Here is a 25487-nt window from a genome sequence, read left to right as displayed (position 1 = left end):
GCGCAACTGCCAGGGAACCGCTGGTGACGGTTTTAAGATTTTCAGGTGAACCCGATCCCGGATCGCGGGAAACAGGTCCATGAACCTCGTAAAACAAAGCCCACTGCTCGCACAGTGGGCTTTTCGGTCATGTATCAAACAGTGTTACTGAGGGGAAACTTCGGTTTTCGGTTTGCCGAAATGCCATTCGTAGACCACGAATTTGAAGTCCTTCAGGTCGCCCTTGGCGTCGTACGACAGATCGCCGGTCGGAGTCTTGAAGGTGCCGGCGTGGATGGCGGCTGCCACCTTGTCGGTGTCTTCGCTCTTGGCTGCCTTGATACCTTCAGCGATCAGCTCGACTGCGGAGTAGGCCGGGAACACGAACGGACCGCTTGGATCCTTGCCGTCAGCCTTGATGGCGTCGGAGATGGCCTTGTTCGCAGGGTCGGTGTCGAACGACTTCGGCAGGGTGACCAGCAGGCCTTCGGAGGCGTTCTGGGCGATTTGCGAGATGGAGTCGTTGCCGACGCCTTCCGGACCCATGAACTTGGCTTTCAGGCCTTTTTCCTGGGCCTGGCGCAGGATCAGGCCCAGCTCTGGGTGGTAGCCGCCGTAGTAAACGAAGTCGACGTTGTTTTGCTTGAGCTTCTGGATGATCGAGGAGAAGTCCTTGTCACCGGCGTTCAGGCCTTCGAAGACGGCAACCTTGGTGCCTTTCTTCTCCAGGGTTTCCTTGACCGCGGTGGCGATGCCTTCACCGTACTGCTGCTTGTCGTGCAGGACCGCGACGACTTTCGGCTTGACGTGATCGGCGATGTAGTTGCCGGCGGCCGGGCCCTGAGCGCTGTCCAGACCGATGGTGCGGAAGATCAGCTTGTAGCCACGAGCGGTGATTTCCGGGCTGGTAGCGGCCGGGGTAATCATGATCACGCCTTCGTCTTCATAGATGTCGGACGCTGGCTGGGTGGAGCTGGAGCAGAGGTGACCGATCACGTACTTGACGCCATCGTTGACCACTTTGTTGGCAACGGCCACGGCTTGTTTAGGGTCGCAAGCGTCGTCGTACTCCTTGGCTTCGAGCATCTTGCCATCGACGCCGCCCTTGGCGTTGATGTCTTTGATTGCCTGTTTTGCACCGAGGAACTGCATGTCACCGTATTGAGTGACCGGACCGGTTTTCGGGCCGGCGATGCCGATCTTGATGGTATCGGCTGCAAACGAATGGCTGGCGACGCCGGCCAGAACCATTGCGGCAAACAGCTTGGAAATTTGCTTGGTAGCCTTACTCATAGTGCTCCACTCATTCTGTTGTAATTTTTATAGTCCTAAGCGCCAAGGCAGAGGACCTGACCAGATCCGGTGCGGCTACGCCGTACCGCGAGGCTGATCTTCCGGAATCGCCCCCGGTGAATGCCCTGGCAACTGTACCGGTACAGTGTAGAGCGCTGCTTCCTCGCTTGAAAAGCAGGTGCGCCGAGGCAAAAACCGAGGGTGTCGCCTGATCGACATAAAGTTACAAAAAAGCGTCTTCTAGTGTTCCGGTATTGCCCGGAAAGACTCGGCTTTGCTGTATCCGTCGATCAATTACTTATTTGAAACTGGGTTTTTCTGCAAAAATACCGGGCTTTACTCAAGCCGGATTATTTTTGGTGGAACCCATGACAGATGAACCAAGCACCCTCTATGCCAAATTGCTCGGTGAGACGGCGGTAATCGAGTGGAAAGCCTTGGAGCGTTTTTGGGCGAAGGGTGACCTGATTTGGGTCGAGCCTACCGTCGACCTGATCGAAGTCGCACAGGCAATGGCCGAGAATCGTGCCGAAAGCGTGGCCTTGTGGCGCAATGCTGGCACTGTCGGCGCGGTCACTGCCGAGCAGGCCCTTGACCTTCAGAGCCGCGATCCAGAGATATGGGCGGTGGTGGTTTCGCCGTTCATCCTGATTCAGGAACGCAAATCCGCCTGATCGCGATCTGATTTGGTGCGTGAAAACGCACAGCGAGTCCATTTTGGTGCGCGAGCCTGTTCAGGCAAGGTGACCGTTGGTAACAGTCCTGCCGCATCACGGGCGGGCGGTAACAGTCACCAGCCTTGAAACAGGGCAAATACAAAACGGGGCGCTCTTATGGGCGCCCCGTTTTTGTTTCTTGGCAGACTCAGTAGTCGACTTTACCGGTGTGGTAATTGAGCGAAATGACTTTGGTCTTGCCAATCCGGTGGCGATAAATCTCGCGCAGATACTTCACGGCTTTCTTCACGCATTCCCGTGACAGGCGAATATCGTTGATCGAGACAAACTTGCTCTTGTCGTTGATCAACTCGCGATACTTCTTCTCGTACATCGGTTTGATTGCGTACCAGTTGGTATCGAGGATCTTCGCCGGGTTCTCGAATTCGTTGAGCAACTCATCGATGCGCTCCTCCTCGAATTCCTCCTGGGTGATGAAGTCGAGGATCGCGTTGTCCAGGGTTTCGTCGAAGCGATAAGGCGCCCGAGCGAAGCAGCGTTTGATGAATGCCACGATCAGCGTCAGGAAATCGTCCGACAGGCACGGGCTCTTGGCGATCAGTGTGGTCAGCGACAGGTTGGCCGAAGCGCCGATCACCAGCGCGTAACGCTTGAGGGTGGTGTTGGGGAACAGGCTGTTGAGGTGGGTCTTGAGCCGGTTCAGGTCCATATAGGACAGCTTGTAGTCCTTGGGCAGCGAAACGATCGACACCACCGACGAGCAGTTCTTGAAGAAGTGCAGGTCATGCAGCGCCGCGGCGTCGCAGCCGGACGTGCGGTATTGCTCCAGGGCCGCGCGATAGCGCTTGGACTCGATCGGCAGCAGGCTGATGCCCTCGATGGCCTGGGTGTCCTTGTTGAAGTGCGGCAGGTCGATGGAGCGGAAGAACAGGTCGTCGATGTCCAGTCGCGGCTGTTCCTTCTCGAACACCTTGAAGCCCTTCTCGGAACTCTGGGTCGGGGTTTCCGGCACGACCGATTCGGCGTAGGCGATGGCCACCGGGCCGGCCAGGCTCATAAACAGGTCGTTGGCGTCGAGGCGGATGGTTTCGCCGATGTCGATGCCGGCGCGACGGAAGTAGTTCTGGTCGTAGTCGGTGGTCACCGCCTGGGCGGTAAGGATGTTGAATATCTGCTGGGAGATGTACTGGTTGGCGTGCTTCTCCATTGCGTTGACGTCGATGTTCTGGATGTTGCCGTCATCGCTTTCTTCGGCATAGCGCATGATGTCGTTGGAGATCAGCATCATCGCGTTCCATGGGCGAATGCGGCCCATGACACTGGCTTCGCTGCTGTCTTCGTTGTCGAAGTTGTACGAGAAGTCCCATTCTTCCGACAGGTATTTGCACAGCAGTCGGCCGGCGTTGATGTGCAACGCCTCGGACATTTCACTGCGATGGTCGGAAATGTTCGGCAGCACGCAGATGCCGCTGGTGAAGATCGGCTCGAAGACGAACGAATGCCCGGACTCGCCGTCTTGCTCGTCGGCAGGCTTGGTGTCGAACGTCTTGTTCATGTACGAGAACTGCTGGGCCAGGCCGAACTCCGAGGCCATGCCCGAGCCGGTACCGCCGCCGGCGCTGAAAATGTAGAAGTACAATCGCGACTGGTTGGCCTTGATCCCGCAGGAATCGATCAGGTACGAGTGGATCAGCTTCCAGTCGGCGCTGGAGAAACGGTGGGTTTCCTTGTTGAGGATGATCTTCGCCAGGTACTGGCCGAGGATCGGCGCGTTACCGGCGCCGCCGGCATGGACTTCGGAGAGGTCCATGATCTTCATTTTGCTGTAGTCGCGCAGGAAGCCGCTTTTCTCGCCTTTGCGCGAGAAACGGATGCGTCCGGCGATGTCCTTGTCCAGGTCGCCGAGCATGACCAGCGGTTCGACCAGGAACACCGGCTTGGCGCTCTTGGCCTGGACCAGGCGCAGGTTGTTGCGGATCCAGCGCGCCGGGTTGTAGCTCGGGTCGGTCCCGGTGCGCTCGTCGTTATTGAATTCGTTGAGGTAGAACGTCCGGGCGTTGTAGACCAACTCGGCGACATCCAGGGCGATGTTCGAGCCGCAGCGGCCCAGGCCAATAAGGCAGACCGAGGGGAATTGCTGGTCCAGCCGCAACTGGCTGTCGTCTTCGACATGCAGGCTCGGCGGGAACACCAGATCGCGCAGGCCGTCGAGGTTGTCGAGGATGCGCTGGGTGTCTGGTTCGGTGAAGTACAGGTATTGCTGTGGCGTCAGGGTGGGCTGGTTGTAATAGCCGCGGGCCCCGTAGCTGGAGGGCGCGGTGGCTGCAAGCAGCTCGGAAATCACGTTGGCTGGAGTATTCTTGGAGGTCATTTTGCGCCATTTGCCTGGGAGGGTGGCATTGAAACAGTCGATATCATTCAGCCATCCCTGGATAAGTTTCGCGACTGTATCAGCGCGTCTCTGGCGTACGCGATCAGGTTTTACCCTATAAACCCTAGGGGTTTTCCCCTCGTACCTCTTCTGAATCGTCCAAGTCGTCAACTTCTTTAATTATCTGGAGCTGTAGATGAGCAATCCAATGCCGTTGTCCCTGGGCTTTGCCGGTATCGGTCTGATGGGCTTGCCCATGTGTCGGCGCCTGCTGGCGGCGGGTTTTTCGCTGACAGTGTGGAACCGCTCGCCGGATAAATGCGCACCATTGGTGGCTGCCGGAGCGCGACAAGTGGCAACGCCGGCCGAGCTGTGCGAGGCGGCGGATGTGGTGATGCTCTGTCTGGCGGACACCTCGGTGGTCCACGACGTGGTGTTCGGTGCCGAGGGTATCGCCAGTACGGCTAAGGCCGGGCAGTTGCTGGTGGACTTTTCCAGCCTGGAACCGACCGCCACCCGCGCAATGGCCGCGCGGCTCAAGGCCGCCAGCGGCATGAGCTGGCTGGATACGCCGGTGTCCGGCGGCACCCCGGGCGCTGAGGCTGGCACCCTGGCGATCATGGTTGGCGGTGAGGCGAATGATCTGGCGCGGGTGCGCCCGGCGTTGCTGTCACTGGGTCAGCGGGTGACGCATATGGGCGGGGTCGGGGCGGGGCAGGTGACCAAGGCCTGCAACCAGATGATCGTGGCCTGCAATGCGCTGGTGATTGCCGAAGTGGTGGCCCTGGCCGAGCAGTCCGGGGTCGATGCCAGCCTGATCGCCGAAGCCCTGGCCGGTGGTTTCGCCGACTCGAAACCCTTGCAGATCCTTGCGCCGCAAATGGCCGAAAGCCGTTTCGAGCCAGTGAAGTGGCATGTGCGGACCTTGCTCAAGGACCTCGATACCGCCGTCAAGTTCTCCCGCGAGCAGGGCTCGGCAACCCCGGTCAGCGGACTGGCCGCGCAGTTGATGCGCCTGCATGGCAGTCAGGGCTATCTGGAAAAAGATCCCGCGACGCTGATTGATCTGTATCGCAGCAAGCCATAAGCCGTTCTTCGCGATGGTTGAGCTCGTTGAGCACGTCGCGCAGCGCTTCCAGCGGCACCGGCCGGCTGAGCAGGTAGCCCTGAATGGCGTCGCACTCCAGTTGCTGGAGGAATTCGTACTGTTCCTCGGTCTCCACACCCTCGGTGATCACCTTGAGGTGCAGGGTGTGGGCCATGACCATGATCGCCTGGACGATGTCCTTGTCCGCCCGTGAGCGCGGCACGTCCTGGATGAACGAGCGGTCGATCTTCAGGGTGTCCAGCGGCAGGCGCTTGAGATAGGCCAGGGATGAATAGCCGGTGCCGAAGTCATCGATGGACAGCGACACACCCTGCTCGCGGATCCGCCGCAGCAGGGCGATGGTGCTGTGGATATTGGCCATCAAGGCGTTTTCGGTCACTTCCAGCTCCAGGCGCCAGGCCGGCAGGCCGGCCCCCAGCAGGGCTTCCTGGACTTCGTTGGCCAGCTCATCGCGGCCCAGGGTGAGGGCGGAGCAGTTGACCGTTACTTTCAGATCACCGAAGCCGTGCTGGCTCAGTTCGGCGAGGTCCAGGCAGGCCCGCCGCATGACCCACAGGTCCAGGTCGGCAATCAAGCCATTGGTTTCAGCGATGCCGATGAAACGGTCGGGGCTGAGCAGGCCATGTTGCGGATGTTGCCAGCGAATCAGCGCTTCGAGCTTGGTCACCCGACCACTGGCAAGTTCGTAGATCGGCTGGTAGTGAATACGCAGGCCGCGCTCTTCCAGCAGCGCGATGCGCAGTTCTTCCTCCAGTTGTAGCTCCAGGGTGGCGCGGGTCTTGAGGTTGTCGCTGAAGAAATTGAGTTTGTTGCGCCCGCTGCCTTTGGATTGATAGAGCGCCAGGTCGGCGTGCTTGAGCAGTTCGTCGCAACTGCCGCCGTCGTCCGGGAACAGGCTGATGCCGATGCTGGTGGTCATGACCATGCGCCGCCCGGCCAGGTCGATTGGCTCGCGGACTTTCTGCAGGATGCGCTGCGCAAGGCCGCGGGCCTCATCCGGACTTTTCAGGTTGAAGAGGATGCAGAACTCGTCGCCGCCAAGCCGCGACACCACGTCCTGGTTACGGGTCGCGGCTTTGATCAGGTTGGCGATGGCCTTGAGCAACTGGTCGCCGGCGTCGTGGCCGAGGCTGTCGTTGATGCGCTTGAAATGGTCGATGTCGAGGAACATCACCCCGAGCATGCCGCCGATCTGGCTTTGCTCGGCCAGGCGCTCGGCGAAAATCTGGTTGAAACCGCGACGGTTGATCAGGTTGGTCAGGGCGTCGTAGTGCGCGGCCTGTTGCAGCGAAACTCTGGCCTGGTCGAGCTGGCTCAGCAGGGTGTTGACCCGACGCAGGTCCTGCTCCTTGCTTTGCAGTTTCTTGTCCGACAGCGCCGCACTGATGCAACTGCCGCTGATCAGCAGGGTGATCACGGCGATGGTGAGGCTCAGTTGCAGGCTGTTGTCGCTCAGGGCCATTTGCGTGCTGGTGCCGTCGGGCAGGATCAGGCTCAGGGCGCACATGCCGGTGTAATGGGTGGCGATGATGCCCCCGGCCATGACCACTGCAGCGCTGTACTTGAACAGTTGCGGGCGGGAGCCGTTGCCGCCACGCAGGTAGCGAGCCATCAACAGCGGCAGAAGCGCGGCGACCAGGGCGACGATCACCGACACCAGCACCAGTGTGGGGTTGTAGTGCTGCAAGGCGTTGGAACGCATGGCGGCCATGCCGGTGTAGTGCATGATCGCCACCCCGGCCGCGACGCACAGCGCGGCGAGGCCGTAATGGCGGGTGCGCGGCAGGGGCTGGCCGAGGATGTTCATGGCGCAGAGGGCGGCGGACAGCATGATCAGCAGCGAGACGCCGGTCAGGAACATGTCGTAGTGGACTTCCAGCGTCGTTTCGAAGGCCAGCATGCCGATGTAGTGCATCGCCCACACGCTGCAGGCCAGGCAACAGGCCCCCAGCACTTTCCAGCGGCGGCGGGCGGCGCCGTGTTCGCTGTCGCCGATGCGTTCGATGATGTCGAGGGTGGCGAAGCTGCCTGCGCACATCACCAGATAGGCGAGCAGTATCAGGTAGGGGTTATGGCGTACAGCCAGAGCAAAATGGCCCGCCGGATGATCGGCAAGCAGCATGTGCAGCCATTCCATAGCGTGCCTCCCAGTTCAGCCGAGTTCGCACTCGTCCCCACACCGCCTGGAGACTCTTTTCTTTTGCTGAGTATAGAAAGACCGCGCTGAGGCATCGGGATTAATGGCAGATTGACTTCAATGAATTGGTAATGACCCCAATAGCCAACAGTTCTAACGGCGCAAATGGTTACAATTACCTGCTATCAAGCACATGGATGATGGCAGACAGGCTTGAAATTGCCTTCTAGATTTTGTCCGGCGTACTGGCGCGTACTGACAAAAACAAGAGGGATCTGACTGATGCATACCCCCACCCAAGCGGCAAATGCCTGGCGCATTCTGTTTCTGTTGTTCCTGGCGAACCTGTTCAATTTTTTCGATCGCGCGATTCCGGCCATCGTCATCGAGCCTATTCGGCTGGAATGGCACCTGAGTGATTTGCAGATTGGCCTGATAGGGACCGCGTTCACCCTGGTGTATGCGATTGCCGGCCTGCCGCTGGGACGCCTGGCCGACACCGGGTCGCGCCGCAAAGTCATGGGTTGGGGCCTGGCCGTGTGGAGCGGTCTGACTGCGGTCAACGGTATGGTCGGCAGCTTCTGGACATTTCTGCTGGTGCGGATGGGTGTCGGCGTCGGTGAGGCCAGCTATGCACCCGCGGCCAACTCGCTGATCGGTGACCTGTTTCCCGCCGAGCGTCGTGCACGGGCCATGGGCATCTTCATGCTCGGGCTGCCGCTGGGCCTGTTGCTCGCGTTCTTCACGATCGGGGCGATGGTCCAGGCCTTCGACAGCTGGCGTGCACCGTTCTTCATCGCCGCAGTGCCGGGGCTGATCCTTGCGCTGTTCATGTTCATGATTCGCGAGCCGGCGCGTGGCGCGGCGGAGGTCATTGCCTCGTCCCAGGCACCACTGGACCGGCCGCTGCGCCGGGTCCTGAGCATTCCGACTTTCGGTTGGCTGGTGCTGGCGGGCCTGAGCTACAACTTCGCCAGCTATGCCTGCAACTCGTTCATGGTGCCGATGTTGCAGCGCTACTTCGTGTTGTCGCTGCACCAGGCGGCGGTGGCAACTGGTGTGATCGTCGGGGTGACAGGGTTGATCGGCCTGACCTTCGGCGGCTGGGTCGCCGACAAGATCCACCAGCGTATGCCAGCCGGGCGTCTTCTGTTCGGGGCATTCAGCATGCTGGTGGCTACGGTGGGGACAGGTTGGGCGCTGTATGCCGGGCGTGTCGAGATCGGCGTGTTCGTCGCACTGTTCGGTGTGGGCTGGCTGTTCGCCTACAACTTCTACACCTGCGTGTACACGGCGATTCAGGATGTGGTCCAGCCGCGCTTGCGGGCGACGGCCATGGCGCTGTTCTTCGCCGGACTGTACTTGTTGGGTGGCGGCTTGGGGCCGGTGGTGGTGGGGTCGTTGTCGGACCATTACGCCAAGGTGGCGATGCTGGAGGCGGGGGCGCAGGAGATGAGTGAGGTGTTCAAGGCCGTGGGCTTGCATGACGCCATGGGGCTGATCCCGGTGGCCTTGCTGTTGACTCTGGTGTTTTTACTGTTTGCGGCACGGAGTTTCAGTCGCGATGCGCAGAAGATGAAGGCGGGGATGCTGGAGGAGGCAGAAGGCCTGGGCGGCAAGGCCGCCGAAGCTGTGTGATGTTGGGGCCGCATTGCGGCCCCAATGCTTTCAACCGGCGACGAGAACCCGGATCGCTTCAAGCCGCAGCGCTGCCTTGTCCAGCATCGCCAGGCCATCTTCCCGCTGCTTGCGCAGCGCGTCGATTTCGCTGTCGCGCACGGTCGGGTTGACCGCTTGCAACGCGGTCAGGCGTGCCAGCTCTTCTTCGGTTTCCGCAGCCAGGCGGCGTTGCGCTTCCGCTACGCGCTCGTTATGTCGCGGCTGGATCTTGGTTTCACCGGCGTTGATCCGTGGCGTCAGCACATCGCGCTGAGCCTGGATGAACTTGTTGGCGCTGGCCTTCGGCACGCTTTCGAGCTGGTCGTTGAGGGTTTCGAACGACACCCGCGAAGCCAGGTCGTTGCCGTTGGCATCGAGCAGGCAGCGCAGCGCCGCCGGCGGCAGGTAACGGCCCAGTTGCAGCGCGCGTGGGGCGACCACTTCACTGACATAGAGCAGTTCCAGCAGCACGGTGCCGGGCTTGAGCGCCTTGTTCTTGATCAGCGCGACGGCGGTGTTGCCCATCGAGCCGCTCAGGACCAGGTCCATACCGCCTTGCACCATCGGGTGTTCCCAGGTGATGAACTGCATGTCCTCACGGGACAGCGCCTGGTCACGGTCGTAGGTGATGGTCACGCCTTCGTCGTCGCCCAGCGGGAAGCTGGCGTCGAGCATTTTTTCACTCGGCTTGAGGATCAGGGCGTTTTCCGAATGGTCCTCGCTATCGATGCCGAAGGCGTCGAACAGGGTTTCCATGTAGATCGGCAGGGTGAACTGGTCGTCCTGTTCGAGAATCGCTTCCACCAGGTCCTGGCCTTCGCCGGCACCGCCGGAATTCAGCTCCAGCAGGCGGTCGCGGCCGCCGTGCAGTTCCGTTTCCAGGCGTTCACGCTCGGCGCGGGCTTCGTCGATCAGGGCTTTCCACTGGTCTTCGTCGCTATCTTCCAGCAGCGGCAGCAGGCGCGGGCCGAACTGGTGCTGCAGGGCGTTGCCGGTCGGGCAAGTGGCGAGGAAGGCGTTCAGGGCCTGGTCGTACCACTGGAACAGGCGTTCCTGCGGGCTGTTCTGCAGGTGCGGAACGTGCAGTTCGATGGTGTGTTTCTGGCCGATGCGGTCCAGACGACCGATGCGCTGTTCCAGCAGGTCCGGGTGGGCCGGCAGGTCGAACAGCACCAGATGGTGGGAGAACTGGAAGTTGCGGCCTTCACTGCCGATTTCCGAACAGATCAGCACCTGGGCGCCGAACTCTTCGTCGGCGAAGTAGGCTGCGGCACGGTCGCGCTCGAGGATGCTCATGCCTTCGTGGAATACCGTGGCCGGAATGCCGGAGCGCACGCGCAGGGCGTCTTCCAGGTCCATGGCGGTTTCGGCGTGGGCGCAGATGACCAGCACCTTGACCCGCTTGAGCATCTTCAGGGTGTCGATCAACCAGTCGACCCGCGGGTCGAAACGCCACCAGCGGTTTTCTTCATCACTGTCGCCCTGGGCCTGGAAGCTGACTTCCGGGTAGAGGTCGGCGTGCTCGCCAACCGGCAGTTCCATGTACTGGTCGGGGCACGGCAGCGGATAGGCGTGCAACTGGCGCTGCGGGAAACCCTGGACGGCGGCGCGGGTGTTGCGGAACAGCACGCGGCCGGTGCCATGGCGGTCGAGCAGTTCGCGGATCAGGCGGGCGCTGGCCTCGGTGTCGCCATCGTTGACCGCTGCCAGCAGGGCTTCGCCTTCGGCACCGAGGAAACCCTGGATGGTGGCGTGGGCCTTGGGCGACAGGCGGCCTTCGTCGAGCAGTTCCTGTACCGCCTCGGCGACCGGGCGATAGTGCTCGCTCTCGGCGCGGAACGCGGCCAGGTCGTGGAAACGGTTCGGATCGAGCAGGCGCAGACGCGCGAAGTGGCTGTCCTGACCGAGCTGTTCCGGGGTCGCGGTGAGCAGCAGCACGCCGGGGATGACCTCGGCCAGTTGCTCGACCAGCGCGTATTCCGGGCTGGCGTTCTCTTCGTGCCAGACCAGGTGGTGGGCTTCGTCGACCACCAGCAAGTCCCAGCCGGCGGCGAACAGTGCGTCCTGGGCCTTCTCGTCTTCGACCAGCCATTCCAGTGCGACCAGCGCCAGTTGGGCGTCTTCGAACGGGTTGCTGGCGTCGCTTTCAATGAAGCGCTCGGCATCGAACAGCGCGACTTCCAGGTTGAAGCGTCGACGCATTTCCACCAGCCACTGGTGCTGGAGGTTTTCCGGGACGAGGATCAGCACGCGGTTGGCACGGCCGGAAAGCAGTTGGCGGTGGATCACCAGGCCGGCTTCGATGGTCTTGCCCAGGCCCACTTCGTCCGCCAGCAGTACCCGCGGGGCGATACGGTCGGCCACTTCACGGGCAATGTGCAGCTGGTGCGCGATCGGTTGGGCGCGCACGCCACCCAGGCCCCAGAGCGACGACTGCAACTGGCGGCTGGTGTGCTCGAGGGTGTTGTAGCGCAGGGAGAACCACGACAGCGGGTCGATCTGCCCGGCGAACAGGCGGTCGCTGGCCAGGCGGAACTGGATGAAGTTCGACAGTTGGGTTTCCGGCAGGGTGCACGCCTCGTTCTGTGCGTTGAGGCCGTGATAGACCAGCAGCCCGTCGATCACTTCGACTTCGCGGACGGTCAGTTTCCAACCTTCGAAGTGAGTGATCTGGTCGCCTGGAGAGAAACGCACCCGGGTCAGGGGGGCGTTGCGCAGTGAGTACTGGCGAGTGTCGCCAGTGGCCGGGTAGAGCACGGTCAACAAGCGACCATCCTGTGCGAGGACGGTACCCAGACCCAGCTCGGCTTCGCTGTCGCTGATCCAGCGTTGCCCCGGTTGATACTGCTGCACCATACTGCCTGACTCCCGCCATGAAAAAGCTGGCTATCTTAACGGATAGCGGCGTATTGACCAAAGGTTCTGGCCCATGAGCGGGTGACCGGGCGTCGGTTCCACGCCGTGACGCCGCTCACAGTTGCCGGCACTCCTTGCTCAAGCCGTGGTCAAACGTGCCGACACAGAGGCAACAGGAGACCCTTCACCATGCTGCCACCGATGATTCCGCTGAGCGCCGTGCCCGTCACGTCGCAACTGGACCCGGTCAAACCGACCCCGGACATCAAGCCCGTGGTGCCCACCCAGCCCAGTTCCAGCGACGGTACGATCGACCTCAAGCATCGCCACCCCGAGCAGGCCGCCGTGCTCCTGCGCGAAGAACAGCGCAGGCGCCAGGGCCAGCAAGCGTCCCAGGAACAGGACGACGACCCTTATCAGCCGATGCCCGGCGACGAACTCAACGCCGACAACACCGTGCCGGTGGCCCCGTTGATGGGCGGTGAAGGCCGTCAAGGGCTGCTGGTGGACATCGAAGTCTGACCGTCGGGCTGTTCAGCACCGGCATCAGCCTTCATCATGGAGCCTTCGCTGCCTCAGAGCCTGACCATGAGCCAAGACGACAACCTGATTGATTTCGGCGCCGAGCGCGCCCGTCGTGTCCACGACCTTAAAGAGAAACGCCTGAACGAAGTGCGCAACGCTTTCGAGCAGGCCATGCCTTTGGGCGCCGCCAAGAAAGGCAAGAAAAAGCCCAAGGGCAAACCCGCCAAGCGCTGAAAATCTTGATGCAGGTCAAGCCTGCTCCCGCCTTCGGCGCCCGCTCAGGGCGCTATTGACCTCGATCAATTTTCCCTCCCGGCACATTCGCTACTGTTCACTCATCGGACAGGCACAGGCAAATGGAGGCCAACATGTTCTTCGATAATGTGGTTGTCGCAGGGGTAGTCACAGTCGGATTGATGTTTGTTTTCTTCGCCGGCTTCGGACTTTTCATCTGGAAGGACTCGCAGAAGCGCAAAGATCGCTGATTCCTTCCCGATACAACGAGCACGCAAGGCATTTAGGGCGACTTCGGTCGCCCCTTTTTTTGTCTGCGATTTTTGCAGGACGAGGCGGGTAGAAAGAGAACGTCGAAAAAGACACTGGACTCTGATAGTTAGCTAGCTAATAATTTGTTTCAGATCTTTTCCTGTCACCTCTGTCTATCGTTAACCCCACCGTCCTCAGGTTCGCTCCGTGCCAATCACTTTGCAGGCGCTTTTCGCGCCCAACACCCTTGCCGTGCAGTTCGCCATCAAGACCTTGCTGGGTGGCGGGCTGGCGTTGTGGCTGGCGTTGCGCTGGGGGCTGGAGCAACCGGCCTGGGCCTTGATGACCGCGTTCATCGTTGCCCAGCCGTTGTCCGGCATGGTGTTGCAGAAGGGTTTGGCGCGCCTGGTCGGGACGCTGGTGGGGACGGTGATGTCGGTGGTGTTCATCGCCGTGTTCGCCCAGACGCCCTGGTTGTTCCTGATCTGCCTGGCGCTGTGGCTGGGCCTGTGTACCGCGTGTTCGACCCTGCTGCGCAGCGCCTGGGCCTACGCTTTCGTACTGGCCGGCTACACCGTGGCGATCATCGCCTTGCCCACGGTCAATCATCCGTTGCTGGTGTTCGATCAGGCGGTGGCGCGTTGCACTGAAATCAGCCTGGGCATTATCTGCGCCACCTTGAGCAGTGCCTTGCTCTGGCCGATGCGGGTCGAGCAGCAATTGGCCGGGCAGGCGCGCCAGGCCTGGCAAAGCGGATTGCAGGCGGCCAGTGCGACGCTTGCCGGCGATGAAGAAGGGCGCAAAAGCCTGGTGGAAATCCTCGGGCGGATCGTCGCAGTCGATTCGCAGCGCGAACACGCCTGGTTCGAAGGCCGCCTGGGCCGTGAGCGCGCCCGGGCCATTCGTGGCTTGAGCCAGAAATTGCTGATCCTGCTGCGTATCGCCCGTTCGGTGCGCCGGCAGTGGCGACAACTGGACGAAGGCGAAGCAGAGCACTTGCGGCCCTGGCTCGACGAAGTACATGCGGCGCTGGCTGCGCCTGACGCCGAGCAACTGATGGCGCTGCGGCAGCGAGTCTCGCAGGGCGCGCAGGACCTGCGTGACAGCGCCGCCGAACACTATTGCCTGGCGCGCCTGACCCTGCTGCTGGATAACGCCGCCGCCGCGACCCACGCGCTGCACGCAGTAGAAGAGGGCAAGGCGCCGGCGGACCTGCCGGACAGTCTTGCCGTGCACCGCGATTTTCCGTTGGGCCTGTTGTTCGGCTCGCGCAGCGCCCTGGCATTCCTGGCCATGGCCAGCTTCTGGATGGCCACCGCCTGGACTTCGGCGCCGGGCGGGCTGGTGTTGACCTGCGTGGTCTGCAGCCTGTTCGCCAGCCGCGAAAATGGCGCGCAGATCGGTATGAGTTTTCTGCGCGGCATTCTGCTGGCGCTGCCGGTGGCGTTTTTCGTCGGGCAGATTCTGCTGCCGCAGTGGAGCAGTTTCGCCATGCTCTGCCTGGGGATGGGTGTTCCGCTGTTTTTCGGCGCGTTGGGCATGGCCAATCCGCGAATCGGCGCCACAGCCACTTCTTACTGCCTGCATTTCATCGTGCTGGTGTCGCCCTTGAACAACATGAGTTTCAGCGTCGAGGCTTTTCTCAACAATGGCCAGGCGATGATGATCGGCGTCGGGGTGGCGGTTCTGGCGTTCAAACTGCTGGTGCTGCGCAATCCCGCCTGGCACGGCCGGCGCCTGCGCGCCGCGACCCAGAGCGATCTGGTGCGCCTGACCCGCCGTGAGCTGCGCGGGGCCGAAACCTGGTTTGGCGGACGCATGGCCGACCGCCTGCTGCAACTGGCGCGGCACTTCGCGGCACTGCCCGAGCAGGAGCGCGGACGTTGGGATGACGGATTGCATGGCCTGGACATGGGCGACGAGTTGTTGCACCTGCGCATGTGCCTGGCGGTAGCCCGGGCGCCGGTGGAGTCGGCTCAGCGCGAATACCTGCAACACCTGCAGGCGGTGCTGGCGCAAGGTCCTGGCCCCGGGCGCGAACACCGCCTGGACGAGGCCAGCACCACCTTTATCGCCGCGTTGCAGGCTCAGCCAACCAGCGACGCCCTGCGCCTGGCAGTGGGCGCCGTTCTGCAACTGCAAAAGAGCTGGGGCCGCTGGTGCCGCCGGCTGGAGGAAATCCATGGGCTTGCGTGAATGGGCGCTGGGCGGGGTCCTGCTCAGTCCGTTTCTGATTTATGTATTGCTGGCGCTGCTGCTCACCGGCCTTGTGCGTCTGCTCCTGCGCCTGACCCCGGTGGGGCGCTGGATCTGGCACGAAGCCCTGTTCGATTGCGCCTTGTTCGTTTGCATCCTGACCCTGGTAACGCTGTACCTGGGAACTGTCTGAGGAGTTTGTCCATGCGTACCACCGTGCGTATCGCCCTGACCCTGTGCCTGGTGGCTGTGGCCGTGTTCGCCGGCACCCACTTGTGGCAGTACTACATGCTTACCCCCTGGACCCGCGACGCGAAGATTCGCGCCGATGTGGTGATCGTCGCCCCGGATGTTTCCGGCTGGGTGCGTGAATTGAAGGTGAAGGACAACCAGCAGGTGAAAGCCGGCGAGTTGCTGATGTCGATCGACAGCGACCGTTTCGAGGCGGCGCTGGACAAGGCCAACGCCGTGGCCGAAACCCGTCAGCAACAGTTGCGCCTGCGTGAACACGAGGCTTCGCGCCGGGCCGCGCTGGGGCCACAGGCGATCAGTGCCGAGCTGCGCGAGAACGCCCAGATCAACGCCGCCGTGGCCCGCGGCGAACTGCGTCAGGCCCAGGCCGATGCCAAACTCGCCGCCATCAACCTGGCCCGCAGCAAGGTCCAGGCGCCCCGCGACGGGCACATCACCAACTTGCGCCTGGCCGAGGGCAACTACGTCAACGCCGGGCAGCCGGTGATGGCCCTGGTGGACGACTCGACGTTCTACGTGCAGGCCTATTTCGAAGAAACCAAACTGCCACGAATCAAGGTCGGTGCGCCGGTGAAAATCTGGCTGATGAGTGCCGGCGAGCCGATGAAAGGCCATGTACAGAGCATCAGCCGCGGCATCACCGACCGCAACGCCACACCTGACAGCCAGTTGCTGGCCGAAGTCGAGCCGACCTTCAACTGGGTGCGTCTGGCCCAGCGCATTCCAGTGCGGATCAGCCTCGACGAGGTGCCGGAAGGGTTCGCCCTGAGCGCCGGGATGACCGCCAGCGTCCAGGTCGAGGAGCACTGATCAGGGCTGTTGGCGGGTTGCGGCCAGGACGATCTCGCGGATACACACGTGCTGCGGCTGCTGGCAGGCCCACAGGATGGAACCGGCAACGTCCTCGGCACTGAGCACCTGGCCGCCCATGTCCTGCTGTTTCCAGTCTTCGTAACCGCGCTTGATCGCCTCGTCGGTGGTGTGGCCGAGCAGTTCGGTCTCCACCGCGCCGGGGGCGATGGTCACCACCCGCACGTTGTGCGGCGACAGCTCTTCGCGCAGATTTTCGGAAATCCCGTGCACGGCGAACTTGGTGCCGACGTAGGCGACATGGTTGGGGAAGGTCTTGCGCCCGGCCACCGAACTGACGTTGATCAGCGTACCGTGGCGGCGTTCGATCATCCCGGCGGCGAGCAGGTGAATACCGTTGAGCAGGCCTTTGACGTTGACGTCGAGCATGCGCTCCCACTGCGCCGGGTCCTGGTTGTGCATCTGCCCGAGCAGCATGACGCCGGCATTGTTGATCAGCGCATCGGCCGGGCCGTAGGTCGCCTCGGCCTCGTTCACCGCAGCGGCGAAGGCCTCGCGATCGAGGATATCGACGGCGCGACAAAGGGTGTTGGGCAACGCCAGTGCCTGCATCCGTTCCAGGCGGCGGGCCAGCAGCAACAGCGGATGGCCGGCCTGCGAAAACAGCCGCGCGCAGGCTTCGCCGATACCGGAACTGGCACCGGTGATGATAATCAGGGGCTTGAGCATGATGACCTCCAAGGCATAATCAATTTGAATGGCTGAATTCTATTGAGCCCGGAAAGTCTTGAGAAACGGCTTATTCCGCTGGCTGGCATCGGAAATGACTATGGATATTCGACACCTGAAGGCCTTCATCGCGGTCTTCGAAGAACGCAACATCACCTCGGCCGCGCAGCGCCTGTGCGTGGCCCAGCCGTCGCTGTCGGTGACCATCCGGCAACTGGAGGAAGAGCTCGGCGTCGCCTTGTTCCTGCGGCAGGCCCGTGGCGTCGACGTCAGCGAGCAGGCGCGGGTGCTGTATCCGCAGGCGCAGCGCATGGTGGCCGAGGCCGAGGCGTTGAGCCTGAGTTTTCGCGAAGGCCGTCAGCAACTGGTGCTGCAACTGGGGATCGAGGCGGATATTGCCGGCAGCCAGGTGGAATCCTTCCTCCGTATGGCCAGCGCGGCGCTGCCGTCGTTGCAACTGACGCTGCTGGACGGGTGCGTGGGCGATGCGCGGCTCGGCGTCGAATCATTGTGCTGCGAGGATGAACTGTTCCTGCCGCTGTGGGACGAGCCGTTCGTGCTGGCGCTGCCGAGCAGTGGCGCGGCGTTGCGCTGGATCACGTGCCCGCAGCAGCCGTCGCACCAACGCCTGCTCGGCTTTTACGGTGATGCCGCGCAGGATTGCGCCGGCACCGCCGCCAGCCTGCAGCAGGTGGTGCATATGGTAGCGGCGGGGCTGGGGCAGGCGCTGCTGCCGCAATCGTTGGTTGAACATCATCCGGGCGTGCACTGGCGACCGTGTCAGGGCGCGGCCCTGAGTCGCCGGGTCGGCTTGTGCTACGCCGCGCAGGCTCTGCAACTGCCGGCGCTGGCGCAGTTGCGGGTGGCATTGGGCGCTTCGGCGGATTAAAGGAACATTCCGCCCGAGACTTCCAGGCGCTGGCCGGTAACCCAGCCGGCAGCGTCACTGGCCAGCAGCGCAATCGCGGCGCCGATATCGTCCGGCAGGCCGACCCGGCCCAGCGCTGTGTTGCTGGCCACAAAGGCGTTGACGTCCGAGTTGTCGCGCACCGCGCCACCGCCGAAGTCGGTCTCGATGGCCCCCGGCGCGAGGATGTTCACGCGGATGCCGCGCTGGCCCAGCTCCTTGGCCTGATAGCGGGTCAGCACTTCCATGGCACCTTTCATCGCGGCGTAGGCGGCATAGCCGGGCAGGGCGAAGCGGGTCAGTCCGGTGGACACGTTGATGATCCGGCCTTGATCGGCGATCAGCGGCAGCAGGCGCTGGGTGAGGAAGAACGGGCCCTTGAGCTGGATGTTGAGCAACTGGTCGAACTGCGCTTCGCTGGTTTCGGCGAAGGGCGCGTTGATGCCGATGCCGGCGTTGTTCACCAGCACATCAATCTGATCGCGGCCGAAGTCGCGTTTCAGTGTTTCGCTCAAGGCCCCGGCGAAGGTTTCGAAGCTGGCGCTGTTGCCGACGTCCAGTTGCAGCATGGCGGCACGGGTGCCGCTCTGTTCAAGCGTGGTCACCAGCGTTTGCGCTTCGCCGGCCTTGCTGTGATAGGTACCGATGATGTCGAAACCCTGCGCCGCGAGGTGCAGTGCGGCGTTCTTGCCCAGGCCACGGCTGGCGCCGGTGATGAGTGCGATTTTGCGAGACATGCGCTGTACCTCTGGAGGGGATGGTCGTGATGGGCGCAGTCTATTGGTCGCGTATTTGCTGATAAATCCGCAATATTCGGAAATACTGTTCGGGTCAATCGAACAATCAGGCGCTGCCCATGCTCAAGCCGGAACTGCTGCGCACCTTTATCCGGGTCAATGAATTGGCCAGTTTCACCTTGGCCGCCGAGCAGCTTGGTCTGCCGCGTTCGACCGTGTCCGAGCAGATCCGGACGCTGGAGCGCCAACTCGGCGCGCGCTTGTTCAACCGCTCCACGCGCCGTGTGCAGCCGACCCAGGACGGCTTGCTGCTCTACGAGCGTAGTAAAGAGCTGCTGTCGCGGATGGAGGAAATCGAGGGACTGTTTCGCGCCGACCCCGCCGAGCTGAGTGGCTGCCTGCGGGTCGATCTGCCGACCCGCATGGCCCGGCGCATCATCCTGCCGCAACTACCGCAATTCATGGCGGCGCATCCGGGTTTGAGCGTTGAACTGAGCTGCACCGATCGCCAGGTCGATCTGCTGCGCGAAGGTTTCGACTGCGTGATGCGAATTGGTGCCTTGAGCGACCTGGCGGTAGTGGCGCGGCCATTGGGCCAGTTGGCCATGGTCAACTGTGCCAGCCCGGCTTATCTCGCGCGCTTCGGTACGCCCACGTCGCTGGCGGATCTGGCGTGCCATCATCTGGTGCACTACGTGCAGGCTCTCGGTTCGCGCAGCCCGGGCTTCGAGTACCAGGAGCAGGGCGTTTCCCGTTTCCTGAGCATGGGCGGGTCCATCACCGCCAACAACACGGATGCGTACGAAAGCGCCGGGCTGGCCGGACTGGGCATCATCCAGTCGCCCTGGATCGGCGTGCGCGACTACCTGGCGCGCGGGCAACTGGTGGCACTGCTGCCCGATCATGTTCCGGCTGCCATGCCGGTATCGCTGCTCTATGCCGGCCAGCGCTACTTGCCGCCGCGGGTGCGGGTGTTCATGGATTGGCTGGCGGGAGTGCTGGCGACTCAACTCGATCCACAGGCAGGTACAGGCTGAACAATGTCCCGGCCTCGGCGGACGAGCGCACCTCCATGTGCCCGCCATGGGCCAGGGCGATTTGCTTGGCGATATACAAGCCAAGTCCGAGGCCAACCTGGGGCGTTTCCGATGGAAGCTGGGAAAACGGTTCGAAGAGTTGCGTCACCACGTCTGGTGCGATGGGCGGACCGAAGTTGTGCACGCCGAGGATGAACAGGTTGTCCTCCATCGTCGCCGAGACGGTGATCGGGCTGCTTTCGTCGCCATGTTGCACGGCGTTGGCGATCAGGTTGGAGAGCAGTTGGCAGATGCGTTCGCGGTCGCAATAGATGCTCGACAGGTCGGCGATGTTCAGTCGTATCTGGCGTTGCGGATGCACCCGGTGCAGCTCGGAGGCGACATGTTGCAGCGCCTCGCCCAGGTCCGGGCAGGGCAGGATGCTCAGTGGAATGCCATCGCCCAGTCGCCCGCGGGCGAAATCCAGAACATCGCGCACCAGTTGGGTCGCCCGGCGACCGGAGGTGAGGATATGTCCGGCGATATTGCGCGAACGTTCGTCACTCAGGCGCTTGACAAGCAGTTCGGCGCCGGCGGTGATGGCGAACAACGGGTTGCGCAGGTCATGGCCGAGCACCGCGATGAACTTCTCACGAAGCGCGGCGATTTCTCGTTCTTTCTCCAGGGCGATTTCGGTGCGCTGGGCGCTCTCTTCGCTTTCGATCTGGATGGTCAGCAGTCGGGCGAAGGCTTCCATCATCGGCTGGATGGCGCTGCCTTTCAGTGATCGCGGCAGTGGATCAAACGCGCAGATGGTGCCGAAAAAACTGCCTTCGCTGCGAAACACCGGCACGGCGATATAGCTTTCGAAGCCATAGGTGCGCGGAGCGGGGTGGGTGAGGCAGGTGGCATCTTCACTGGCCTTGTCGATGACGAGGGTCTGGTGGGTGCGACGGATTTCACCGCACAACGTGCTGTGGGCATCCAGCTCGTCGCCGACCTTCATGCCGAAGCCCAGGGTGTCGAGAACGGCGAGGGCGGTCCAGCGGGTTTCCGTCACCCGTGCGATGGCGGCAAAGCGCAGTCCAGTGGTTTCGCTGATGACCTGGAGAATGGCGGGCACTACCTGGATACGGCTGATGGTAGCGCTGTCTGGAAATATTGAAGTCTTCATGGAACATCGGCTGCAGAAAATCGAGTGTCGGCTGCAAGTGTAGCGAGCATCCGGCATGAGATAGAAAAATCGGAACAAGCGGTAGGTGATTTCCATTACTCTTGTCCGACCCGAGCATTCACGTCAGAGGAATGCCCATCTACTTGCGTGCCAACTCTTTTTGACCTGCATCCTTTTGGGTGTTTTCAGCGAGGTTTGACATGCACATCACGTCCCAGGACATCTGCTCCGCCGCCGACCAGCTCAAGGGCTTCGTCGGTTTCCACCGCAAACTCGGCAAGCACATCGTGCGTTTCAGCGAAGACTCGTTCGGTATGGATGTGGCCGATGACAGCATCACGCCCAGCAGCGAATTCGTCTGGCAGGGTAGCGATGGCGAGGCCATGACCCTCAGTCGCGAACTGATCGATGTGTTGCTGGCACAGAACGTCGATGATCGGCTCAACGTCAGCGAACCGCTGCGGGTTTACCAGCGGCGGCGTGACCTGCCGGAAATCATGGCGCAGCGGCGTCGGGTGAGCTGAGCGCGTCGGGCGGGCGTTGCCGCTTTAACCGGCTTGCCCGCGTTCACTTCTTTCTTCGCGATGGCGTTCGAGCAGTTGTTCGAATGCCCCGCGCTCCAGCGGGTGGCTTAAATAGAAGCCCTGGACCTCATGGCAGTTTTCCATGCTCAGCGCCTTGAGCTGCTGCTCGGTTTCCACGCCTTCGGCGGTGACGGTCAGGCCCAGGGCCTTGCCGAGGTTGATGATCGCCTGGACGACCGCGCGGTCATTGCTGTCACTGCTGAGCCCGGCGACAAAGCGCTTGTCGATCTTGATGCTGTCGAAGGGGTACGTGCGCAGGTAACCCAGCGATGAATAGCCGGTTCCGAAGTCGTCCATGTTCAGGCGCACGCCGAGTTCCTTCAGCGCATTCATGGTGCCGAGCGCGCCTTCTATATCGTTGAGCATGACGTTCTCGGTGATCTCCAGCTCCAGGCGCTGGGCCGGGAAGCCTGTCTCCATGAGGATCTGCCGGACATCGGCGACCACATCGCTGCGGGAGAACTGCGCCGGCGACAGGTTTACCGACACCAGTAACGCCCCCGGCCAGCCGCGGGCTATCTCGCACGCGCTGCGCAACACCCACAGGCCCAGCGGGACGATCAGGTCAGTCTGTTCCGCAAGCGGGATGAACGTGTCTGGGCCAAGCAAACCCTCGACCGGGTGTTGCCAGCGCACCAAGGTTTCGACGGAGACGATTTCCAGTGTCTGCAGGCGGTAGCGCGGCTGGAAGTGCAGGACGAATTCGTGGTTCTTCACGGCGCGGCGCAAATCGTTTTCCAATTGCCGGCGGTATTGGATCTGCTGGTTCATCTCCGCCGAGAAGTAACGCCAGGTGTTCTTGCCCTCGGCCTTGGCCTGGTACAGCGCGATATCGGCGCAGCGGATCAGTTCGCCGGCATCGGTGCCTTGCAGGCGGGTCTGGGCGATGCCCAGGCTGGCGCCGATATGCAGGCTGTGATCTTCATAAAGGATTGGGGTGTGCAGGTTTTCGATCAGGCGGGCGCAGAAACGGTCGATTTCGCTGCGGTTGTCCAGCTTGGCGATCACCAGCACGAATTCGTCACCGCCAAGCCGAGCCACCAGATCGCCGTCCCGGGTCGAATCGCGTAGCCGTGCGGCCACCTCCAGTAACACCGCGTCGCCGGCAGCGTGGCCGAGGGAGTCGTTGATCGGCTTGAAGCTGTCCAGATCCAGCAGGATCAGCGTGAGCGGCGGAGCATCCGGGCCCTTGAGCAGCGCCTGCTCAAGAAACCGCGAGAGCTTGTTGCGATTGGCCAGACCGGTCAGAGCGTCGTGCATCGACAGGTGCTGGATGCGCGCATGGGCCGCCACTTCGTCGGTGATGTCGCTGGCGGTGCCGCGGAAGCCCGCAGGCTGACCCTTCAGGTAGATCGGTCGCGCCGAAACCCGGCAGAAACGCAGCAGGTTGTATTGGTCGCGGTAAGCGCAGCGCAGATGCGAGGCCTGCTGGCCGGTTGGTTCGTCCAGGGTGTCGAGCCAGGCACCCAGCGGCGTGGTTTCGCAGGTGAGCAGCAGGTTCAGCGGCTGGCCCAGCCAGTCTTCGGTACGGTAGCCCGTGACATCGACGAAACGTTGCGACAGGTAGGTCAACCGTTGATGACGGTCGACCTCCCAGATCCAGTCCGATGCGGCCTCGGCCACGGCGCGAAAGCGCTGCTCGCTGGCTTCGAGGGCCTGGTTGCTGTCTTGCAGGGCATTCAGGTTGTTGTCGATTTCCCGTGAAGCGTGCAACGCGTAACGAAAGAAGTACGCCATCAACAGGCTCAGCACCAGGATTGCGCCGAGCAGTGGCGGCAGTACGGCCCAGAGCAGGTGGTCGCCGGGACGCGGCGGGTTCCATTGCAGGCTGTAGCCGATAGTGTCCAGCGGCAAGCGCACAGAGTTGGCGGATTCGTCGCCGGCTTTGACGATGTGCATAGTATCCAGGCCGATATCGCTGGCGAGTTTGTCGAGCTTGGGTTGGGTCAACTGGTCAACGAAGATCAGGACCGGGGCGGTTTGCGGATCGATGCTCAGTACATCGTCGTCCGGGCGAATCGCTGCGGCGCTGAGTAGCGCCGGCCAACCGTTGAACAGCACGTAGCGGCTCAGTTGACGGCGGCTCGCCGCAAGCCTCCGGGCTTCGTCAACAAGGGCTTGCAGCGGGGTGTCGAGGTAGGCGGTTATCGGGGAGTCGCTGGGCTGGCCCTTGAACAACGCGTACTTGGTGCGCTGGTCATCAATGACGAATACACCTTCATAACCGCTGGCGGTGTAGAGAGATTCGCCGATGTTCTTCTCTATATAAGCCCAGTGTGTGTCCGGATCGCCTTTGAAGTGTTGGTAGGCGGCATCCCACACGGCGTAGCTGGAAAGAAACTGGCGAGACGCGTCGAGTCGCTGGTGCAGGGCCCGGTCGGTGTGAAAGATGCTTCGTCGGCTTTCGTTCTGGTTCAACTGATGAGCGATGTTGAACAGGGCACCGAGGGCTATCAGGCAGGCCAGTGAAAACAGCAGGACGGCGCCGGTAATCAGTTTTCGCGTTTGCAGCCTGGGCTGAGCCCAGCGCTGACGAGCGGTGGTATTCCTTTCCATGGTGATGCCGAATCCTGTGGGCGCGCACCGCACGGGCTCGTGCGGCGCGGGCAAACTTCACTCAGGATAGGCGACTCTGGACGGCACGTTTTCCCCACCGACAAAATTGACCCGGTCGCGACCACTGTTCTTGGCCGTGTACAGCGCCTTGTCGGCCTCGTTGAGCCAGGCCACCGGGTCGTCGAAGTCGGTGCGGCAGATGGCCAGGCCGATACTCAGACTGATACGCAGCTCGGGAAGGGCGGGGTCGCGGTAGCTGGCAACCTGTTGGCGCAGGCGCTCCATGATTCTTGCGGCCTGCTCCAGGCTGGTGTCGGGAAGGATCACGCAAAACTCGTCGCCGCCGTAGCGTCCGGCCAGGTCATCCTCTCGCAGGCCGATTTTCAGCTCGGCGCTCAGGTGGCGTAGCACGGCATCGCCGACCACATGGCCGTAGGTGTCATTGATGGACTTGAAGTGGTCGATGTCGATGATCGCGATCACGGCACTGCTGAGTTGTTGCTGGCAGGTCTGGAACTTGAGTTGCAGCAGGTCCTTCCATGAGCCGTGATTGAGCAGGCCGGTGAGGCTGTCGGTACGGCTCAATGCGCTGAGGCTACGTTTGTGCTCGGAAAGCTGGATCGCCAAGCGATAGCACACCCAGCCAAGTGCCAGCGGGTAAAGAGTGAGCATTGGCAGGCAGGCATAGACCTGCAGGTTGCTGCTCACCAGTTGCAGGCCGGGGCCGAACAGGGCGATCGCGAGCAGCATGCCAGCGATCTGCGCAAGCATCCCGCGCACGAACAGGCGCTGGCCGCCTGCGGCCACGTTGTTCATGGTCATCATGGACAGGATGGTGATGCTTGGCAGTGGATTGAAATGCATGCTGGCGGTCCAGAAGCCGCCGGTCAGGGAGTCGATCAGCAGGTTGCGTTGCTCTGCCTGGTAGGGTGTGCGCGAGCGAAGGCCTATCTGATAGGCCAGATGCGGCCAGAGCAGTCCGTTGAAGAACATGACTGCCCATACCCATGGTGGTGGGTCGAGAGGCAGCATGCCGGCGTACACACCGAGCAGGCCGATGCCCATGCCGATGGTGCGCGGTGCATAGATCCTCCTGACAAATGAAAGTCCCTTGCCTCGTTTATTGTCCGTCATGGTGTTCGTTTTTTCCGGGGGCGCCGTTTATCGCATAATTCGCCTGAATATTGTTGAACATTCACGCACCGCTCAAGAATGGCCTTGCGAGCCATTTAAAGGTTGCTGGCGGCAACCTGTTAATCCGCAGCCAAAACAGGGGATTGTTCTCTCTATATAAGGAAGGGGATTGGGCAGGAAAACCCCTGTGGCAGGGATGGCGTAAATTTCTGAAAATTCTCGAAATATTCTCTTGACGGGGTTTTGTAGTTCTGTAGAATGCGCCCCCACGAAGCGAGCAAATGCCGCAGAGTGAAGCGAA

At 62.0% G+C, this 25487-nt stretch carries 22 protein-coding genes; 12 read left to right on the top strand and 10 right to left on the bottom strand.

Annotated features, from left to right (window positions below; genetic code table 11):
• Positions 1-144: 144 nt before the first annotated feature.
• A complete protein-coding gene (locus DM374_RS22090) occupies positions 145-1272 on the bottom strand; it encodes a branched-chain amino acid ABC transporter substrate-binding protein (RefSeq protein ID WP_095154946.1) in 1128 nt (375 codons plus the stop codon).
• Between the two features lie 368 nt (positions 1273-1640).
• On the opposite strand from DM374_RS22090, the gene DM374_RS22085 reads away from it, so the two are divergent.
• Positions 1641-1946 (top strand): DUF2288 domain-containing protein, encoded by a 306-nt coding sequence (locus DM374_RS22085; RefSeq protein ID WP_095154947.1) that lies wholly within the window; start codon positions 1641-1643, stop codon positions 1944-1946.
• A 190-nt stretch (positions 1947-2136) separates the two neighbouring features.
• Here the strand turns inward: DM374_RS22085 and DM374_RS22080 are convergent, their stop codons facing one another.
• Positions 2137-4320 (bottom strand): hypothetical protein, encoded by a 2184-nt coding sequence (locus DM374_RS22080; RefSeq protein ID WP_110971815.1) that lies wholly within the window; start codon positions 4318-4320, stop codon positions 2137-2139.
• 196 nt (positions 4321-4516) lie between these two features.
• Here DM374_RS22080 and DM374_RS22075 point away from each other — a divergent pair, with 196 nt between their 5' ends.
• Complete coding sequence (locus DM374_RS22075; RefSeq protein WP_110971814.1) at positions 4517-5407, top strand: NAD(P)-dependent oxidoreductase; 891 nt, start codon at positions 4517-4519, stop codon at positions 5405-5407.
• On the opposite strand, the gene DM374_RS22070 is transcribed toward DM374_RS22075, so the two are convergent.
• Positions 5307-7565 (bottom strand): bifunctional diguanylate cyclase/phosphodiesterase, encoded by a 2259-nt coding sequence (locus tag DM374_RS22070; RefSeq protein ID WP_110971813.1) that lies wholly within the window; start codon positions 7563-7565, stop codon positions 5307-5309. The two genes, DM374_RS22075 and DM374_RS22070, sit on opposite strands and share 101 nt — an antisense overlap.
• 282 nt (positions 7566-7847) lie before the next feature.
• Between DM374_RS22070 and DM374_RS22065 the strand changes: the two genes are divergently transcribed.
• Positions 7848-9203 (top strand): spinster family MFS transporter, encoded by a 1356-nt coding sequence (locus DM374_RS22065; protein ID WP_110971812.1) that lies wholly within the window; start codon positions 7848-7850, stop codon positions 9201-9203.
• Positions 9204-9233: 30 nt separating this feature from the next.
• Here DM374_RS22065 and rapA read toward each other — a convergent pair whose 3' ends face one another.
• On the bottom strand, positions 9234-12080 hold the full coding sequence (rapA, locus tag DM374_RS22060; RefSeq protein WP_110971811.1) for an RNA polymerase-associated protein RapA: 2847 nt from the start codon (positions 12078-12080) through the stop codon (positions 9234-9236).
• A 189-nt stretch (positions 12081-12269) separates the two neighbouring features.
• Between rapA and DM374_RS22055 the strand changes: the two genes are divergently transcribed.
• The 6 genes from DM374_RS22055 to DM374_RS22035 all read left to right on the top strand — a co-directional run bounded on the left by DM374_RS22055 (position 12270) and on the right by DM374_RS22035 (position 16349).
• A complete protein-coding gene (locus DM374_RS22055) occupies positions 12270-12602 on the top strand; it encodes an aspartate-semialdehyde dehydrogenase (RefSeq protein WP_110971810.1) in 333 nt (110 codons plus the stop codon).
• A 66-nt stretch (positions 12603-12668) separates the two neighbouring features.
• A complete protein-coding gene (locus DM374_RS33520; protein ID WP_175652346.1) occupies positions 12669-12839 on the top strand; it encodes a hypothetical protein in 171 nt (56 codons plus the stop codon).
• Between the two features lie 134 nt (positions 12840-12973).
• Positions 12974-13090 (top strand): cytochrome c oxidase subunit CcoM, encoded by a 117-nt coding sequence (ccoM, locus tag DM374_RS34160; RefSeq protein ID WP_042122864.1) that lies wholly within the window; start codon positions 12974-12976, stop codon positions 13088-13090.
• Positions 13091-13298: 208 nt separating this feature from the next.
• The gene (locus tag DM374_RS22045; protein WP_110971808.1) at positions 13299-15287 is read left to right on the top strand and encodes an FUSC family protein; all 1989 of its coding nucleotides are present in this window, start codon (positions 13299-13301) and stop codon (positions 15285-15287) included.
• Positions 15274-15480 (top strand): DUF1656 domain-containing protein, encoded by a 207-nt coding sequence (locus tag DM374_RS22040; RefSeq protein ID WP_110971807.1) that lies wholly within the window; start codon positions 15274-15276, stop codon positions 15478-15480. The genes DM374_RS22045 and DM374_RS22040 overlap by 14 nt, the downstream gene beginning before the upstream one ends.
• Before the next feature lie 11 nt (positions 15481-15491).
• Entirely contained in the window at positions 15492-16349 is an 858-nt protein-coding gene (locus tag DM374_RS22035) for an efflux RND transporter periplasmic adaptor subunit (protein ID WP_110971806.1), read from the top strand.
• Here DM374_RS22035 and DM374_RS22030 read toward each other — a convergent pair whose 3' ends face one another.
• Positions 16350-17078 (bottom strand): SDR family oxidoreductase, encoded by a 729-nt coding sequence (locus DM374_RS22030; RefSeq protein ID WP_110971805.1) that lies wholly within the window; start codon positions 17076-17078, stop codon positions 16350-16352. It abuts the gene before it with no gap.
• A gap of 100 nt (positions 17079-17178) precedes the next feature.
• On the opposite strand from DM374_RS22030, the gene DM374_RS22025 reads away from it, so the two are divergent.
• Positions 17179-17967: a LysR family transcriptional regulator gene (locus DM374_RS22025; protein WP_110971804.1), complete on the top strand. Its 789-nt coding sequence runs from the start codon at positions 17179-17181 to the stop codon at positions 17965-17967.
• Here DM374_RS22025 and DM374_RS22020 read toward each other — a convergent pair.
• Positions 17964-18722: an SDR family NAD(P)-dependent oxidoreductase gene (locus tag DM374_RS22020; RefSeq protein WP_110971803.1), complete on the bottom strand. Its 759-nt coding sequence runs from the start codon at positions 18720-18722 to the stop codon at positions 17964-17966. The two genes, DM374_RS22025 and DM374_RS22020, sit on opposite strands and share 4 nt — an antisense overlap.
• Before the next feature lie 119 nt (positions 18723-18841).
• Between DM374_RS22020 and DM374_RS22015 the strand changes: the two genes are divergently transcribed.
• On the top strand, positions 18842-19759 hold the full coding sequence (locus DM374_RS22015) for a LysR family transcriptional regulator (RefSeq protein ID WP_110971802.1): 918 nt from the start codon (positions 18842-18844) through the stop codon (positions 19757-19759).
• Here the strand turns inward: DM374_RS22015 and DM374_RS22010 are convergent.
• Positions 19698-20912, bottom strand: a complete 1215-nt coding sequence (locus DM374_RS22010; protein WP_110971863.1) for a GAF domain-containing sensor histidine kinase — start codon at positions 20910-20912, stop codon at positions 19698-19700. The genes DM374_RS22015 and DM374_RS22010 overlap by 62 nt on opposite strands.
• A gap of 200 nt (positions 20913-21112) precedes the next feature.
• On the opposite strand from DM374_RS22010, the gene DM374_RS22005 reads away from it, so the two are divergent.
• Complete coding sequence (locus DM374_RS22005; RefSeq protein ID WP_110971801.1) at positions 21113-21436, top strand: DUF2025 family protein; 324 nt, start codon at positions 21113-21115, stop codon at positions 21434-21436.
• 24 nt (positions 21437-21460) lie between these two features.
• Here the strand turns inward: DM374_RS22005 and DM374_RS22000 are convergent, their stop codons facing one another.
• From DM374_RS22000 to DM374_RS33790, 3 genes are all read right to left on the bottom strand, one after another.
• Entirely contained in the window at positions 21461-24052 is a 2592-nt protein-coding gene (locus DM374_RS22000; RefSeq protein WP_110971800.1) for a bifunctional diguanylate cyclase/phosphodiesterase, read from the bottom strand.
• Positions 24053-24109: 57 nt separating this feature from the next.
• The gene (locus DM374_RS21995) at positions 24110-25186 is read right to left on the bottom strand and encodes a diguanylate cyclase (protein ID WP_110971799.1); all 1077 of its coding nucleotides are present in this window, start codon (positions 25184-25186) and stop codon (positions 24110-24112) included.
• Between the two features lie 72 nt (positions 25187-25258).
• On the bottom strand, positions 25259-25487 hold a 229-nt coding region (locus tag DM374_RS33790; RefSeq protein WP_225422560.1), incomplete at its 5' end, for a hypothetical protein.

Origin of the sequence: Pseudomonas huaxiensis, from assembly GCF_003231275.1 — a bacterium.
Lineage (GTDB): Bacteria > Pseudomonadota > Gammaproteobacteria > Pseudomonadales > Pseudomonadaceae > Aquipseudomonas > Aquipseudomonas huaxiensis.
The sequence above is the reverse complement of the archived record's forward strand: the minus strand, read 5'-3'. Positions and strand labels throughout refer to the sequence as shown.

Excerpts from the sequence above, each read along its gene's own strand:
- DM374_RS22085 (WP_095154947.1), top strand. The coding sequence starts at position 1,641 with ATGACAGATGAACCAAGCACCCTCTATGCCAAATTGCTCGGTGAGACG.
- DM374_RS22010 (WP_110971863.1), bottom strand. The coding sequence starts at position 20,912 with ATGAAGACTTCAATATTTCCAGACAGCGCTACCATCAGCCGTATCCAG.
- DM374_RS22020 (WP_110971803.1), bottom strand. The coding sequence starts at position 18,722 with ATGTCTCGCAAAATCGCACTCATCACCGGCGCCAGCCGTGGCCTGGGC.
- DM374_RS22090 (WP_095154946.1), bottom strand. The coding sequence starts at position 1,272 with ATGAGTAAGGCTACCAAGCAAATTTCCAAGCTGTTTGCCGCAATGGTT.
- DM374_RS22015 (WP_110971802.1), top strand. The coding sequence starts at position 18,842 with ATGCTCAAGCCGGAACTGCTGCGCACCTTTATCCGGGTCAATGAATTG.
- DM374_RS21995 (WP_110971799.1), bottom strand. The coding sequence starts at position 25,186 with ATGACGGACAATAAACGAGGCAAGGGACTTTCATTTGTCAGGAGGATC.
- DM374_RS22075 (WP_110971814.1), top strand. The coding sequence starts at position 4,517 with ATGAGCAATCCAATGCCGTTGTCCCTGGGCTTTGCCGGTATCGGTCTG.
- DM374_RS22005 (WP_110971801.1), top strand. The coding sequence starts at position 21,113 with ATGCACATCACGTCCCAGGACATCTGCTCCGCCGCCGACCAGCTCAAG.
- DM374_RS22080 (WP_110971815.1), bottom strand. The coding sequence starts at position 4,320 with ATGACCTCCAAGAATACTCCAGCCAACGTGATTTCCGAGCTGCTTGCA.
- rapA (WP_110971811.1), bottom strand. The coding sequence starts at position 12,080 with ATGGTGCAGCAGTATCAACCGGGGCAACGCTGGATCAGCGACAGCGAA.
- DM374_RS22040 (WP_110971807.1), top strand. The coding sequence starts at position 15,274 with ATGGGCTTGCGTGAATGGGCGCTGGGCGGGGTCCTGCTCAGTCCGTTT.
- DM374_RS22055 (WP_110971810.1), top strand. The coding sequence starts at position 12,270 with ATGCTGCCACCGATGATTCCGCTGAGCGCCGTGCCCGTCACGTCGCAA.
- DM374_RS22035 (WP_110971806.1), top strand. The coding sequence starts at position 15,492 with ATGCGTACCACCGTGCGTATCGCCCTGACCCTGTGCCTGGTGGCTGTG.
- DM374_RS22030 (WP_110971805.1), bottom strand. The coding sequence starts at position 17,078 with ATGCTCAAGCCCCTGATTATCATCACCGGTGCCAGTTCCGGTATCGGC.
- DM374_RS22065 (WP_110971812.1), top strand. The coding sequence starts at position 7,848 with ATGCATACCCCCACCCAAGCGGCAAATGCCTGGCGCATTCTGTTTCTG.
- DM374_RS22000 (WP_110971800.1), bottom strand. The coding sequence starts at position 24,052 with ATGGAAAGGAATACCACCGCTCGTCAGCGCTGGGCTCAGCCCAGGCTG.
- DM374_RS22070 (WP_110971813.1), bottom strand. The coding sequence starts at position 7,565 with ATGGAATGGCTGCACATGCTGCTTGCCGATCATCCGGCGGGCCATTTT.
- ccoM (WP_042122864.1), top strand. The coding sequence starts at position 12,974 with ATGTTCTTCGATAATGTGGTTGTCGCAGGGGTAGTCACAGTCGGATTG.
- DM374_RS22025 (WP_110971804.1), top strand. The coding sequence starts at position 17,179 with ATGGATATTCGACACCTGAAGGCCTTCATCGCGGTCTTCGAAGAACGC.
- DM374_RS33520 (WP_175652346.1), top strand. The coding sequence starts at position 12,669 with ATGAGCCAAGACGACAACCTGATTGATTTCGGCGCCGAGCGCGCCCGT.